General features: G+C 44.5%; 17 protein-coding genes. All 17 read right to left on the bottom strand.

The features are described 5' to 3' along the window. Positions 1-6 precede the first annotated feature (6 nt). The 17 genes from PEPTYR26121_RS01615 to PEPTYR26121_RS01535 all read right to left on the bottom strand — a co-directional run bounded on the left by PEPTYR26121_RS01615 (position 7) and on the right by PEPTYR26121_RS01535 (position 14,498). Entirely contained in the window at positions 7-282 is a 276-nt protein-coding gene (locus PEPTYR26121_RS01615; protein ID WP_180498558.1) for a DprA-like winged helix domain-containing protein, read from the bottom strand. Beyond that, complete coding sequence (gene dprA / locus PEPTYR26121_RS01610) at positions 279-1,082, bottom strand: DNA-processing protein DprA (RefSeq protein ID WP_180498556.1); 804 nt, start codon at positions 1,080-1,082, stop codon at positions 279-281. Before dprA ends, PEPTYR26121_RS01615 begins: the two co-directional genes overlap by 4 nt. Next, a complete protein-coding gene (locus PEPTYR26121_RS01605; RefSeq protein WP_180498554.1) occupies positions 1,070-2,596 on the bottom strand; it encodes a YifB family Mg chelatase-like AAA ATPase in 1,527 nt (508 codons plus the stop codon). Before PEPTYR26121_RS01605 ends, dprA begins: the two co-directional genes overlap by 13 nt. Before the next feature lies 1 nt (position 2,597). After that, a complete protein-coding gene (locus PEPTYR26121_RS01600; protein WP_180498552.1) occupies positions 2,598-2,957 on the bottom strand; it encodes a YraN family protein in 360 nt (119 codons plus the stop codon). Positions 2,958-3,132: 175 nt separating this feature from the next. Next, positions 3,133-3,483 carry a CD1247 N-terminal domain-containing protein gene (locus tag PEPTYR26121_RS01595; RefSeq protein ID WP_180498550.1) on the bottom strand — a complete coding sequence of 117 codons (351 nt, stop codon included), beginning with the start codon at positions 3,481-3,483 and terminating at the stop codon, positions 3,133-3,135. A gap of 14 nt (positions 3,484-3,497) precedes the next feature. After that, a complete protein-coding gene (gene efp / locus PEPTYR26121_RS01590; protein WP_180498548.1) occupies positions 3,498-4,055 on the bottom strand; it encodes an elongation factor P in 558 nt (185 codons plus the stop codon). Between the two features lie 66 nt (positions 4,056-4,121). After that, the gene (locus PEPTYR26121_RS01585) at positions 4,122-5,024 is read right to left on the bottom strand and encodes a hypothetical protein (RefSeq protein ID WP_180498546.1); all 903 of its coding nucleotides are present in this window, start codon (positions 5,022-5,024) and stop codon (positions 4,122-4,124) included. After that, complete coding sequence (locus tag PEPTYR26121_RS01580; RefSeq protein WP_180498544.1) at positions 5,017-5,541, bottom strand: prepilin-type N-terminal cleavage/methylation domain-containing protein; 525 nt, start codon at positions 5,539-5,541, stop codon at positions 5,017-5,019. The genes PEPTYR26121_RS01585 and PEPTYR26121_RS01580 overlap by 8 nt, the downstream gene beginning before the upstream one ends. Further along, on the bottom strand, positions 5,477-5,794 hold the full coding sequence (locus PEPTYR26121_RS01575) for a type II secretion system protein (protein ID WP_180498542.1): 318 nt from the start codon (positions 5,792-5,794) through the stop codon (positions 5,477-5,479). Before PEPTYR26121_RS01575 ends, PEPTYR26121_RS01580 begins: the two co-directional genes overlap by 65 nt. Then, positions 5,787-6,227: a prepilin-type N-terminal cleavage/methylation domain-containing protein gene (locus tag PEPTYR26121_RS01570; RefSeq protein ID WP_180498540.1), complete on the bottom strand. Its 441-nt coding sequence runs from the start codon at positions 6,225-6,227 to the stop codon at positions 5,787-5,789. Before PEPTYR26121_RS01570 ends, PEPTYR26121_RS01575 begins: the two co-directional genes overlap by 8 nt. Beyond that, complete coding sequence (locus PEPTYR26121_RS01565; protein WP_180498538.1) at positions 6,217-7,629, bottom strand: hypothetical protein; 1,413 nt, start codon at positions 7,627-7,629, stop codon at positions 6,217-6,219. Before PEPTYR26121_RS01565 ends, PEPTYR26121_RS01570 begins: the two co-directional genes overlap by 11 nt. A 112-nt stretch (positions 7,630-7,741) precedes the next feature. Then, positions 7,742-8,266: an SGNH/GDSL hydrolase family protein gene (locus tag PEPTYR26121_RS01560; protein ID WP_180498536.1), complete on the bottom strand. Its 525-nt coding sequence runs from the start codon at positions 8,264-8,266 to the stop codon at positions 7,742-7,744. Then, on the bottom strand, positions 8,259-10,163 hold the full coding sequence (thrS, locus tag PEPTYR26121_RS01555; protein ID WP_180498534.1) for a threonine--tRNA ligase: 1,905 nt from the start codon (positions 10,161-10,163) through the stop codon (positions 8,259-8,261). Before thrS ends, PEPTYR26121_RS01560 begins: the two co-directional genes overlap by 8 nt. Before the next feature lie 255 nt (positions 10,164-10,418). After that, positions 10,419-11,729: a histidine--tRNA ligase gene (gene hisS / locus PEPTYR26121_RS01550; protein WP_180498532.1), complete on the bottom strand. Its 1,311-nt coding sequence runs from the start codon at positions 11,727-11,729 to the stop codon at positions 10,419-10,421. Then, the gene (locus PEPTYR26121_RS01545; protein ID WP_180498530.1) at positions 11,726-12,484 is read right to left on the bottom strand and encodes a TrmH family RNA methyltransferase; all 759 of its coding nucleotides are present in this window, start codon (positions 12,482-12,484) and stop codon (positions 11,726-11,728) included. Before PEPTYR26121_RS01545 ends, hisS begins: the two co-directional genes overlap by 4 nt. Next, positions 12,471-13,139, bottom strand: a complete 669-nt coding sequence (locus tag PEPTYR26121_RS01540; protein ID WP_180498528.1) for a potassium channel family protein — start codon at positions 13,137-13,139, stop codon at positions 12,471-12,473. The genes PEPTYR26121_RS01545 and PEPTYR26121_RS01540 overlap by 14 nt, the downstream gene beginning before the upstream one ends. A 9-nt stretch (positions 13,140-13,148) precedes the next feature. Further along, complete coding sequence (locus PEPTYR26121_RS01535; RefSeq protein ID WP_246285866.1) at positions 13,149-14,498, bottom strand: TrkH family potassium uptake protein; 1,350 nt, start codon at positions 14,496-14,498, stop codon at positions 13,149-13,151. Positions 14,499-14,541: the final 43 nt, after the last annotated feature.

Raw genomic sequence — 14,541 nt, 5'->3', positions numbered from 1 at the left:
AGAACTTTAAAGCAGTTCAATGCATTGACTGTCTACACCTGTAATAAAATTCTTTAATTCCAACATCGTTAAACGGGCCAATATCTCGGTCATATCCCAGCCAAGATCGGCCATTAATGATTCGGCAGTTTGATTGCCGTTCTTTATACTATCATACAATCTTTTTTCTTCCAAAGAGAGTTGAGATAAATCTACAGATTTTTTCTCTTCCTTCAAATTGAATACGGGATCATCGGCAATATCGTCTACATCTAAGACCATTTGAGCACCGTCTAAAATCAAGCGATTACATCCTCTGCTGTAAATGGAATCCAAATTGCCGCATATGGCAAAACTTCTTTGCCGTATTCCGCCGAAAGACGCGCAGTAATAAGAGAGCCGCTCTTTTCCTTCGCCTCTACTACAAGAGTACCGTCGCCGAGGGCAGAAATAATCCGGTTTCTTTCGGGATAACGAAAGGGCTTCGGCGGAGTAAAGGGCGGGTACTCGCTTAATACAAGTCCCGTTTGTATAATGCGCTCGTAAACACTTCTATTACTTTTAGGATAGCATTCGCCAATGCCATTACCTAAAACGGCGATCGTATCGCCTCCGGCATCTAAAGCCTCTATATGCGCCAATTTATCGATTCCTAGAGCCAGACCGCTTACAATGACGAGGCCTCGTTCTGCCAGTGGACCTACGAATTTTTTGCACATTTTTAAACCGTAAGGCGTGTGCTTTCTCGCACCCACCACCGAAAGTGCAGGTCGAGCCATCAACTCGATATTCCCTATGGCGTAAATTACCACCGGCGGATTAGGTGTGAGGGCCAATTTCTCCGGATAAAAATCGTCGCCGACGACCAAAACGTAAATGCAGTGATTTTCGATAAAATCTTTACGCCTTTGAATATCTTGATCAAGGTAGTGCTCTACCTTCTCTTTTAAAGGACCGAGCTTGCTGAAATCGATCCTGTCGTCAAAGGAAAGCTGATCGTCTTCGGCAAGCAATCCGTAGACTTGAAGTAGTTCATCGTTCGCCATCCCGGCGAGGGACAGTCGAATAAAAAGCTTTCTGAGATTATCACTTATTCCGACCAATATTTTCCCTCCACGGTTTTATAACGAATGGCCTCCAAAACATCTTCGTCGCTGATCTCTTCACCGCCACGAAGATCCGCCACCGTACGGGCCACCTTTAAAATTTTATGAATAGATCTTCCGCTGAATTTATATTTTTTATACGCCATATCTAACAACTTCTGCGACGATTCTTTCAATTTGCAGTACTGTTCGATTAAGTTTTCGGGAATATCCGCATTGGTACGAATGCCAGTTCCCTTAAATCGCTCCGATTGAAGGATTCTCGCTCGTTCGACACGATTCCGCACCACTTCCGAGGTTTCTCCCTTATCCATCGTCTTCATATCGTCATAACTTACAGGCTTTACTTCCACCTGTAAATCGATGCGATCCAAGAGAGGATGGGAAATTTTCCCTAAATATTTTTTAATCTGCTGCATACTGCAACTGCACTCGTGATGAGGATCCTGGTAGTATCCACAGGGACACGGGTTCATACTGGCCACCAGTTGGAAATCTGCAGGGAATTTTAACCTGGCCTGCGCCCTTGAAATGTGGATGGCTCCATCTTCCATCGGTTGTCGTAAAACTTCGAGCACTTTACTTTGGAATTCGGGGAGTTCATCGAGGAACAAAACGCCGCGATGAGCTAAGGATATTTCGCCGGGTTTAGGTATGCGGCCACCGCCGATTAAAGATACACCCGACGCCGTATGGTGCGGCGCACGAAAGGGCCTTTCAGTCATTAAGCCACTTGATGTAAGTTCACCGGAAACCGAATAGATCTTTGTTACTTCTACCGCCTCATCAAATGCCATGCGCGGTAAAATCGTAGGAAGCCTTTTGGCGCTCATGCTCTTTCCGCTTCCCGGCGGCCCGATCATTAAGAGATTGTGTCCTCCTGCCGCCGCCACCTCCATGGCCCGTTTTAAGCCGCTTTGTCCTTTAATATCTGAAAAGTCCAGGGAATAAAGCCGTTTCCCCTCGTCGGGCTCCGGCACCTTTGCAGGAGATATACTTTCTCCGCCATTTAACTGGTCCACTACTTCTCGTAAATTCGTCGCAGGGTAAATGGACACATCTTCAATAACGGCAGTTTCTCTTTCATTTTCCTTGGGAACGATGAATTTCTTGAACCCCAACTCGCGAAGAGAGGCCACCATGGGTAGGGCCCCACGTATGCCGGAAACTTCGCCGTTTAACTGTAATTCGCCTAAAAATATGTATTCTTCAATCAATTCAGGATCGCAAAGACCTTGAGCTGATAGCACGGAAATGGCGATGGCAAGGTCCATTTGGGAACCGTCCTTGCGGCGATTGGCAGGTGCCAAATTGACCGTTATCTTTTGTTGCGGATAGGGCATGCCAATGTTTTTAATGGCGGAGTGTACGCGTTCGCCGGATTCACGAATTTGTGCATCGGGTAGTCCCACCATTAAAAAGCGTGGCAGTCCGCGCCCCAAATCGCATTCTACCTCGACGACAAAACCCTCAAGTCCCTCCAGGCTGCATGTTTTTACTCTTGCATACATCTCACGCCTCCAAATCGTTCCCGTTAAAAGCATTTTTTATGTAATGAATCATGGATTGCTCGCCGATAAACACTTCGATCACATCAAAGCGGGTCGAATGATAGCGAATGGATTGAGTGGAAAGGAAATATTCCGCCGTCGTATAAATCTGCCGACGCTTAAAGCTGTCCACCGCCTCCATGGGCCGCCCATAACGCTCACTTCTACGGGTCTTGACTTCCGTAAAAATCAAAACGCCTTTGTAAAAGCTTATGATATCGATTTCACCATGAGCAAATCGAAAATTTTGTTCCAGAATGTCATGCCCTCGCTCTTTCAAAAAGCGTACAGCCAATTCTTCGCCGACCCGTCCGAGATTCATAATGCCTCCTTCGTGTATTCCTTATCAATATATAATATTGAAGATGATTTTACAATATAAAAACCTATTTTGTCATATCATTTCATTTAGAATCACGATCAGCCAGAAAAAACATTTATAAACATATACCGGATACAAAAGTAAGCATAAAAAAACCGCCCGCAGGCGGTTTTGATTATTCGCTTAAATCACTTTCATCCATAAAAGGTTCGGCGCCTTCATATTCTACATCGATTTCGGTCGGATCGTTGTAATCATCAAAAAGATCGTAATCATCGAGATCGAATTCGTCGAAATCATCATACCCTTCATCGTCGTAGACGTAATCTTCGAGTTCGGCTAAATCTTCTTCTACTACATCGACATAATCTTCAAGGTCTTCAAATTTCTCATCGATGACTTCTGTAAGTTCAGCCACAACATCGACAAGTTCCAAGAGAATTTGGCCTTCTTTGGAATTTTCTTCTAATCCCAAGCCGTCGGCTAATCCTTGGACGTACGCAATTCTTTGTAAAATATTTTTCATGGCAGCCTCCTTAGCTAAACTCTGGACATATACTCGCCACTGCGCGTATCGATGCGGATAGTATCTCCGCGATCGACAAATAGCGGTACAAGGAGTGTGAATCCGGTCTCAACCGTCGCAGGTTTCGTCGCGCCGGATGTGGTGTCGCCTTTGACTCCGGGTTCGGTTTCCGTAACTTCGAGCTCTACGAAGTTTTCGGGAGTAACATTAATAGGCTTGTTTTGATAGATTTGAATCGTCGCCATGTCGTTTTCCCGCATAAAGTTCAACGCTTCTTCGACAAATGCCTTTTCAATGGGAATTTGTTCGTATGTTTCGTTGTCCATAAAGTAGTAAAGCTCGCCATCGGAATATAAGTACTGCATTTGCTTAGTTTCGATAACCGCATTTTCAAATTTTTCCGAAGGGTTGAATGTTGTTTCTTTCGCACCGCCATTTAATACGGAGCGAATTTTAGCACGAACAAACGCCGCACCTTTACCGGGCTTTACGTGTTGAAAATCGACGACTTGATAAACATCGCCGTCCATTTCAAAAGTTACACCTTTTCTAAAATCACCAGCTGAGATCATATAATCCTCCTTCTTTGTACTGCTAACATATTATATCAAATTGAAAAAAATCCTACAACTTAAGAGCTATTGCTCATAAGTCTTTTTCATATGAAGATCGTGAACCTTTATAAATTTCGGAAACTCACGGAGAATGCTTTCAACTTGTCTTGGATTAAAAGCTACCGAAACTCCTTCCGGTTTGTCACCTAAAACAATGCCGTCACACAATAGGCGCCCCTCGATGCGACAACCCGGCTTTAAAATACACACACCTTTAATCTGCAGATCACCTTTTATAACCGCATCTTCACCTACGAGGACGAGTCCCTTCAGTGCAACGGGAGATTTTAAAAGAAGGGTACCCCTTATGGATCCTCGAACGGGGAAACTCGATGTAAAGCTTCCTATCTCTTTATCTTCACGAATCAAGCGATATCGCCTGTTTGAATATTCGATATAATCACCGTTTTGCGCACTCCATATGTCATCGTTCCGCCCTATTTTATAGGATAGATCTTTTTCCAGAGATTCGATCCATGGCGATACGATTTTATGAAAGCCATCATCTCTAAAATCTAAGTGGCCGTTTTCTACAAAGAAAACGGGATCCACGAGTTCTCCGTTTAATTGCGCCATGGAAGAAATTCCCTTATATTTTACGCGAGTCGAAAGGGTGAAAGTGGAATACTTCCCTTCTTCTTCAATACGTTCTAACTCCACAGATTGAGCGGTAACCTCTCCGTAACTTGGGCGAGGCAGCTCTTGAGTAGATGCTACTAATATGGATGTGAGTTTTTCCTCATTTAGATTGCGCCATGCTAAGTATGTAAGTGATTCTGCATAATAGCCGCTTTGAGCACTGTCGCCCATAGCTTTCGTCGTCAACGATTGGGTTTCAATCCGAGAAAATAAATAGAGTGACAATAGGGCCAAAACGGAAAAAATCATGACGGCCATTAACGAAACCGAACCCGAACGCTTACTCATAGCCGCCTCGCAAAGATAAAGAACGAGAATACTCTATACCGTCCCGTTTTAAGCTGATGTTTAAAAGATCTCCCTGCTGCCGAAAATGTAGATCTTGAACCTCATCCAGAATAATATTTCTGACGCCCGGGCGTTTTCTTATCTTTTCCCTACAGTACTTTAGACGATAATAGTCGCCGTACCGGGAAAGAGTATCGTCCTGCAGAGTATAACTTACGACTTTATGTCCGTTCTGTCCTTTTTCTCTCACGTAAAATTGCAAATACTTGTCCTCAATAAAGTAGATCTCATCGGCACCATGAATCTCATCGATCATGGACTGTAAAGCGAAATATTCATCATTGGTTCTCGTCATCTTACGGCTTAGCCCTGAAGATGTATTGAGCGATGTCAGCAAAATACTTCCCAAAACAGCTATTAAAACTGAACCGATGGCTAAAGCAAGTATTAATTCAAGGAGTGTAAATGCTTTTTTTCGGCCGAAGACCCCAAAAAAGAAGTTTTCCCGTCTGTCCATGAAAGACCTCCACCTGCTCCAATCCATCACTGTAATCCTCTATTTTCACGCGACAATCTTTTGTCTCAAGGATTTCATAGGCCACGGCCGCTTCCATCATATCTTCCGCTTCGCTCATAATATTCCTGTTGCGATTTAAGCGACCAAATTGAAGTGCGCTCCCGCCTAAAGCTGCGCTCAGCATAACGACCAATAAAGCCACAATAGCGAGACTCAAAATAACCTCGATCAAACTAAAACTTTTATTATTCATGAAACTTCTCCACTCGAACCCGACTGTTTACAGGAGAAAGTATTAAGCCATAGGATTTTCTCCCTATTTCAAAATATATCGTTCCGCTGTTGGAGGGCCTTCCGGAAGGGGAAAAACTTAATCTGTCGCTTCCATCTGAAGTACGGCTCTTGACAAAGACAAGATTTTTTTCGTAGGCTGTCGAAACATTCGAACCCTTCCTCGTCTTTTGACTATAGCCATCCCTCATAAAGGACATGACCGTTTCCTCTCGCTCCACCATTGCTCTTCTTCTTAAATCGCTAAGTTCTCCCGCCATCATATGTAATTGGCGCTCAGCCTTAAATTGCCGAACGCCATGAAGGCCAAGGGTCGCTATGGTTACCGTCATGGCTAATATTGCGACGACGGTAAGCACTTCGACCAATGTCATGGCCTGTTTTTTATTTTTCACGAGATAAAACTTGAACATTTTTCATGGGAATATTGACCGATACTCCACCGGGATCTTGGAACTTGTAACGCATTTGTACGGCACGCACCGTACCATCCATGCCGTTTAAGGGGAAGAACAGACGCGTAAAACCATTATCCACCTCTGCCTTACGTATGGGCAACACTTCTTTCGTGTGTCCATCCAGATCCGAGAGGAGAAGACTGAATTCACCGCCCACACTCGAATCGGGAACGATGTCAATGGAAAATTCATAACCGTTTTTCGGTAAATAGAATCCTCCCGTATCGAGGAAGATTTCGCGCTTAACAGCTTGTCCTCCCTCTTCTAACTCGGGCGTTGAGAAGGCTAAATTACCGACACGGTTTTCTTTAGCCATGTCTTCAGTGCTGTCGGTATCGAGAGATGTCTCGAAAGTGCCGTCGCCTGTTACAGTCAAGATAGCATCCATTACGGAATAGCGGGTAATGGGCGGCGCCAGATAAGTCGTTTCCGAGATCATGGGCGGTTTTTCCGATTGGGGCTTCACTTGAGCCTTTTTAGCAGGGCTCGCCGGTTTCTTGGCTTCGGACTTTTGCGTCGAGGATGTACCGGAGTTTTTGGATGTACTCGAACTCGAGCTCGCCGAAGGGCGAACAGTAGTGGAAGGTGTTCTTGTATAAGAAGAAGAGCTTCTCGTCGAAGAAGACGGTGTCCAACTACTCGAAGTCGAGGATGAGCTCGTCGAAGAAGAGCCGCTTCCCGTCGTCGGCGTCGCTGTAGTTTCAGGTGTTTGAGCCGGAGCTGAAGGAGTCGACGGCGAGGATGTTTCAAATTCCTTAGATTCCAGACTGTTGTTTACGATCTCATATGGAATGGACAAGCGAATCGTCGTAGATTCCATATTTGACGGATCTTTGCTGTAAGAAACAGAATCGATCACAACTTTGTATGGTAGGGATTCCAAAGTTTCCAGGTATTGTGTCAAGGTTTCGGCGGGACCGTTATGTTCGATTACGAGATTTAAATTGCCTTCGCTTCCCCCTCCGCCGGCAACCTCCTCGTTGGCAACGGCAACATTAGGATCCGATGCAATATCGTCCTCGATCGCCTTTTCAACATCCGTTTCTTTAAGGAGAGGCTTTGCATTTTGAACCGGTTCATCGGTCGCTTCCTGAGCGTGAGCTACCGACGTTTTCATTGCGGCCTTTAAGGCTTCCTGCTCAGCGAGAGGCGCATGGATAAAAGCACCGTAGCCGACGCCGCATGTGGCGGCCAAGAGAAGAGCGGCCAGCGCCGCCTGTTCTTTTTTAGAAACCTCGCCTCGTTTCAGGCGGGCAAATGTATCTTTAAAAATAGGTTTTAATTCGTCATTTCTGTCGGGAATGTTCTTTTTCCCAAAAGGTAAAAAATCAAAATTCACGTGATCACCTCTATGAGTATTGTACCATCGCCTAACCCCGGTGTCGACGACTCCGCGGCATTTTCACATTTTTTACAAACAAGAAAAGAGACTCGCCGAAACGAGCCTCTGTTTATAAATTCGATATTTCTTTAAATACTGCATCGGCAATAAGCTCATGGCCCTTTTCGTCCAAATGAATGCCGTCGATAAATCGCGCGTCATCCCCCTGAATGATATTCTCGAGAGAAAATCCTTCACTTATCTCATAAAGCTCCAACAGCTTATTCTTCAACGATTCGATCATGGCCATACCGACGAACAAATCGTCGGAGGTAATGCTCGGCATGGGCGGCAGAAGGATCAACACTCGCGCCTTCGATTGGCGAGCTGTCTCACGGAAATGTTCATAAGCTCTTTCCACATCCTTCGCACTGCGGTCTCCTAAAAGATCATTGCAACCGCCTAAGACGAGCAGGTAATCTCCTTCTTCGAGGGGAATCCTTTCTTCTTGCAGTTCGGTAATCCACCCGCCGTTTATGCCTAAATTCACGATGGGCATTTGAAGCTTCTGCTCCAGTGTATCGACCCACGAGGAACCGGGCCTGACGCCGTAGCCCGCTACATAAGAATCGCCGATGGCATAAATCTTAGTCAATTTTCTTGCTTGCGATTTCTTCTTTTAATTCGACTACGAAATCGTCGAGCTTAAGAGCAGAACGCTCTTCGCCGTCGCGATTACGAACGGAGATGACGTCGTCATTTTCTTCTTTTTCGCCGACGATCACCATATAGTTGATGCGATTTAATTGGGCGTCGCGAATTTTCTTTCCGATTTTTTCGTTACGTTCGTCGAATTCTGTACGAATGCCCTTCGCCTTTAATTCCTCGGTGACTTTCACTGCATAGTCTTGGAATTTTTCACTGATGGGAAGAACCTTAACTTGTACCGGTGCGAGCCACAAGGGGAATTTACCGGCAAAGTGTTCGACTAAAATACCGAAGAAGCGTTCCATGGAGCCCATGAGCGCACGGTGACTCATAACCGGTTGTTTCTTTTCCCCGTCTTCATCTACATAAGTGAGTTCGAAACGTTCCGGCATTTGGAAGTCGAGCTGGATGGTACCGCATTGCCAAGTTCTACCAATGGCGTCGCGCAAGTGGAAGTCGATTTTCGGGCCGTAGAAAGCACCGTCGCCTTCGTTGATTTCGTAATCCATATTTTTGCTTTCGAGGGCTTTTCTTAAAGCATCAATTGCCGTATTCCATTGTTCGTCAGTACCCATGCTGTCTTCCGGACGTGTGGATAATTCTACCGTATATTCAAATCCGAAAGTATTGTAAAGTTCATCGGCAAGGTCAATAAGCTTGATAACTTCTTCTTGAATTTGATCGGGCAACATAAAGATATGGGCGTCGTCTTGTGTAAAAGTACGAACGCGGAAAAGACCGTGTAGAGCGCCGGAAAGTTCGTGACGGTGCACTTGACCGAATTCCATAAGTTTTAGCGGGAAATCGCGATAAGAGTGCATGGTTTGTTCGTAAACCAAAATAGATCCCGGGCAGTTCATGGGCTTGATGGCGTAATCTTCGCCGTCAATTTTAGTAAAGTACATATTGTCTCGATAGTGATCCCAGTGACCGGAACGATGCCATAGAGCTTCATTTAAGATAATGGGCGTTTTAATTTCCCCATAACCTTTTTCAATTTGAAGATCGCGCCAGAACGTTTCCAGTTCGTTGCGCACGATCATGCCGTTGGGATGGAAGAAGGGGAAACCCGGGCCCTCTTCGCGGAAGCTGAAAAGATCCAGTTCTTTACCGATCTTACGGTGATCGCGACGTTTGGCTTCTTCCAAGCGTTCGAGATATTCATCAAGTTCTTTTTTCTTGGTAAAGGAAATACCGTAAATCCGTTGAAGCATTTTATTCTTCTCGTCGCCTCTCCAATAAGCACCGGCAATAGAAGTCAACTTAACGGCTTTAATGTCTTTAATATTTTCGAGATGGGGTCCGCGACAAAGATCGACGAAGTCACCCAGTCTATAGATCGAGATTTCCTCATCTGCCGGGAGATCCTCGATTAATTCGATTTTATACGGTTCATCTTTGAAAATAGCTTCCGCTTTTTCTTTCGATACCACTTCTTTTTCGAATACCGGGGCTTCTTTAACGATAGCCTTCATCTCTTTTTCGATATGTTCGAGATCGTCCGGGCTTAATTGCTCGTCTAAATCGATGTCGTAATAAAAACCGTTTTCGATAGAAGGGCCGATGGCAAATTTCGCTGTCGGATAAAGTCTTTTAATGGCATAGGCCATTAAGTGAGCGGAAGAGTGCCAGAAAATTTGCTTACCTTCCGGATCTTCAAATTTGACGACTTTAAAAGTACCGTCTTCGTCAATTACATCGTGTTTACCTAAAATAACGTCATTAAAGACAGCGCCGACACTTGCTCTTTCCAAGCCTTCCGAAATATCGGCGATTAATTCTTTTACAGATTTCTTTTCTTCATATTCTCGAATGCTTCCATCGGGTAGAGTTAATTTAAACATGATTCACCTCAATAAAAAAACCGACCGTCCAAAAAGGACGATCGGTACCGTGGTTCCACCTTTATTACTTCTCAAAACAGATAACGCCTGCTGTGCGCTGCCGATTAAGGCAGAAGTCGGGGTTGGTTTTCCGCAAAATTAAGAGCTCACACCGTCCTCTTTCGCTGATGGCTTGCGTACTCGTCCCTTCATACTTGAAAGGTAGTATAGCAGAAAGAAATTCATTTTTCAATCTGTTTACAAATTTTTTTATGATTATTTCTTTAGTACAGATAGAATCTCATCAATCGTTAAGCTTTCTTCTTCCCCTGTTTTCATATTGCGAAGTTTAGGCTTGCCCCCTTCCACTTCCGACTGACCGAGGACAATGGCGTAGGGAACGTCCATGTGATCGGCGTATTTAAATTTCTTTCCGATCTTTCCGCTTTCTCCGTAGAGCTGACAGGAAATACCCTCATCGCGCAATGTTTTTAAAAGCTTTAAGCCCTCGATTTTCGTTTCGTCAAAGGGGATGATCAAACAATCAGTGCCCTTTTGATCGTAGGATTTTAATAATCCCGCCTCGTTCAACTGATAGTAGAGACGCGAAAGGCCGATGGAAATGCCGACACCGGGGAGCTTTTGCTTTGTGTAATGGCTCGCGAGATCGTCGTAGCGACCGCCGCTGCACACTGAACCGATGGAGGGATAATTATCTAAAATGGTTTCGTAAACCGTACCTGTATAATAGTCGAGTCCTCTGGCGATCTTCATATCGGGGATCATGTGCTCGCTTTTAACGCCGAGAGCGGAAGCTATTTCAAAGACTTCTTTTAATTCTTCGACGCCTTTTTTATAGTCTTCGTCCTCAACTTGCAGCTTATCCAGCTGATCGAATATTTCTTCGGTAGTGCCGTCGATGGCGATAAATTCGGCGATTTTTTCGATGCTGTCTTGGGAAAGACCGAGCTTTTCAAGTTCTTCTTTCACGCTGTCGATTCCGATCTTATCTAATTTATCCACCACTCGTAAGACATCGGTCGTGTCGTCGATGCCCAGGGCACGGTAAAAGCCGTTTAAAATACGGCGATTGTTAATATGAATCGTGAATTCGTCGAAACCTAAATCCATAAAGGTACTTTCGATGATGGAAGGAATTTCGCCGTCGTTAATAATGGAAAGCTTGTCGTTTCCGATAATATCGATATCACATTGATAAAACTCTCTGAAGCGACCTTTTTGAGCTCTTTCCCCACGGTAAACCTTTCCGATGTGGTACCGACGGAAAGGAAAACTTAAGTCGCTGTAATGTTGAGAAACGTAGCGTGCCAAAGGAACCGTCAGGTCGAAACGCATGGCGATATCGGTGCTACCTTTTTGGAAGGCGTAAATTTGCTTTTCCGTCTCCCCTCCCCCTTTTGCGAGAAGTACTTCCTGCTTTTCCAAAACCGGCGTGTCGATGGGTAAAAAGCCGTGTTTCTCATAATTATTTCGGATAATATCCTTCATTTGATTAAAGACCAGTTGGTCTTTCGGGAGCAGTTCCATAAATCCCGGCAGCGTCGAAGGCTGTACTATATTTTTCATTTTCTTCCCCCTATCATAAACATGGCAATAGACGTCGCCACATTTGCATTTAACGAATCGATGGTTTCTTTCATGGGTATACGCAACTTGTAATTTACAAGCTCTAAGGTTTCTTCTCTAAGACCTCGCGCCTCATTCCCTACCATAAGCACCAGGTCATCTTCTGTAGTTAAATCGCTCTTCATAATTTGTCCACGGATATCCAGGGCGTAAAAAGGCATTTTCTCATGTAATTTTTTGAGCTCGTCATCCGTTATTTTAGCAATAGGCACGCGAAAAGCCGAGGCCATGGAGGAGCGCACACATTTATCATTCCCCGGATCCACTGTTCCCTTTCCCAGTAAAATGCCGTCGAAATGAAAAGCTTCCGCCGAGCGAATCATGCCTCCTAAATTTCCAGGATCCTGAATGCCGTCGGTGTAGAGGAATTTTCCGGTAGTGGGAAATTCTTTCAAATCTTTTAAAAAGTGGCGACATACAGCAATGGCACCCTGGCTGGTTTCGGTAGACACCAATTCTTCGAACAAAGCGTGGTTTAACACCGTAACCGGTACATCCATTGTTTGGTAATTCTCGGATAGGTGAAGTTTCTTCTCGTCGATCAAGATCTCCTTCACATAGCCTTCCCTATAAATCTCTTCGATGACGACAGAACCTTCCACTAATATTTCACCGAAACGCCCGCGATATTTCTTGTCTTTTAATTTTTTCCAGTTTTTGAATCGTTCATTTTTTTCCGAATCAATTCTTTTCAATCCTATGTTCCTTTTGAATCTCTCTTAAATCTTCGTCGCTTCCAAAGAAAATAATCGCGTCGCCTGTACGTAAAACTTCATCGGCAATATTATGGACGATCAAATTTTCATTACGCCTGATGGCGATAACATTTACGTGAAAATGCTCCCTGAAGTCCAAAAGTCTTACAGTCTTCCCTTCCCAGTCCTCGGCTACCTCATATTCGATGATGCCGTAATTCTTGGAGATTTCAAAGTAATCGGAAATTCCGTTATCTGACAAGCTCTTTGCCAGGCGCACACCCATATCCACCTCGGGATAAATGATTTTATGAGCACCCAAGCGCTTCAGAATCGAGCCATAACGTTTGGTCGGCGCCTTGGCGATAATCGTGGGAACGCCCGCTTCCACACAGGCGATAGTGGCCATAATCGCCGATTCCAAGCTGCTGCCGATGGCGATGACCGCACAGTCGAAATTGCCGAGTCCTAAATCTTCCAACACGTCGCTGTCCATAATATCAGCTTGAATGGCGGTGGTGACATCTTCAGAAATACTTTTAACCTTTTCTACATTTACATCCACTGCCAACACATCGTTGTGCATAGCATATAATTCCTTGGCGACAGTGGAACCCAGTCGCCCGATACCGAATACAATAAAACTCTTAGCCATAATGCGCTCCTAACCTACTATATATTTGCCTTCCGCATAGCGGTATTTTTTCTTATGATCGTCGTGGAATAGGCCCATGGCGAAAGTGGTGGGCCCGATTCTACCGATATACATTGTAAATGAAAGAGCCAATTTCGAATAGCTGCTTAAATTTCCCGTAATGCCACGGGTAACACCTACCGTGCCGAAGGCTGAAATTGTTTCAAAAAGAATGTCTATAAATTGAAAAACACCATTTTCAAAGGCTACTATAAATGCCGCCACGACAAATACGAGGGCAATGGCGATGACAAATAGAGAGAAGGCCTTTCGAACTATTTCCTCCTCAACCCTTCTTTTGAAAAGGACGGTGTCCTCCTGTCCCTTTAAGGTAGAAAAAGCAGAACTCATAACGATGGCGAAAGTAGTTGTCTTAAGACCCCCTGCCGTGGATCCGGGAGAACCGCCGATAAACATAAACAGAAAGCTGAAAAATACAGTGGTATCACGCATACTACCCATATCGATAGAATTAAATCCTGCCGTTCTAAAGGTCACTGATTGAAAAAAGGAAGCGAGTACTTTCTGAGGCATGGGCATCGAACCGATGGTGCTGCTGTTGGTCGACTCAAAGAAATAAAATAAAATCATTCCGCCGATAAGTAGAATCACCGTCGTAGAAAGTACGAGTTTTGTTTGGCGTCTCGTTCGTCGCTTTTTCGGATAATTTAAGAGATCCACATAGACGATAAAACCGAGACCCCCTAAAATAATTAAAGCCGCAATAATCAATGTGACGAAATAATCGTCTTGAAAAGACACGAGAGAATCGCCGAACAAATCGAATCCGGCGTTACAAAAAGCACTGATCGAGTGAAATACGGAAAAAGCTAAGCCTTTTTTTATACCGTACATAGGAATCAGACGAAAGCTTAAAAGAAGAGCTCCTAACCCCTCTACTATAAGAGTAAACAGCGTCGCGAATCGCATAAGACGTATCAGGCCTGTTAAAGATTCCGCGCTCCACTGCTCTTTAATAAACATCCGCTCGCTTAATCCGATGCGTTTGCCGATAAAAATCGATACCCAGGCCACCATGGTCATAGTGCCGAGACCGCCAATTTGTATCAGGGTAATGATGACAACTTTACCGAAAATACTCCACGCTTCCGCCGTATTTCTGACGATGAGCCCCGTCACACAGGAAGCGGAAGTAGCACTAAAAAGCGCATCGACAAAGTTCAAACTCTTCCCGTCGGCCGATGCAAAGGGCAGGGAAAGGAGTAAGGCACCTGTTAATATGAGTATGATAAAGGATAAACCCAAAACCAATGACGGATTTTTCGTTATTTTTTTGTGAATAATGTCAGGTAATTTCAATGGTTGCTCCATACAAAAACACCCTGCAGGGAGTATTCCCTAC

It is taken from the genome of Aedoeadaptatus nemausensis (assembly GCF_903819165.1).
GTDB classification, from domain to species: Bacteria; Bacillota; Clostridia; order Tissierellales; family Peptoniphilaceae; genus Aedoeadaptatus; species Aedoeadaptatus nemausensis.
This window is presented reverse-complemented; position numbering and strand designations above follow the sequence as displayed.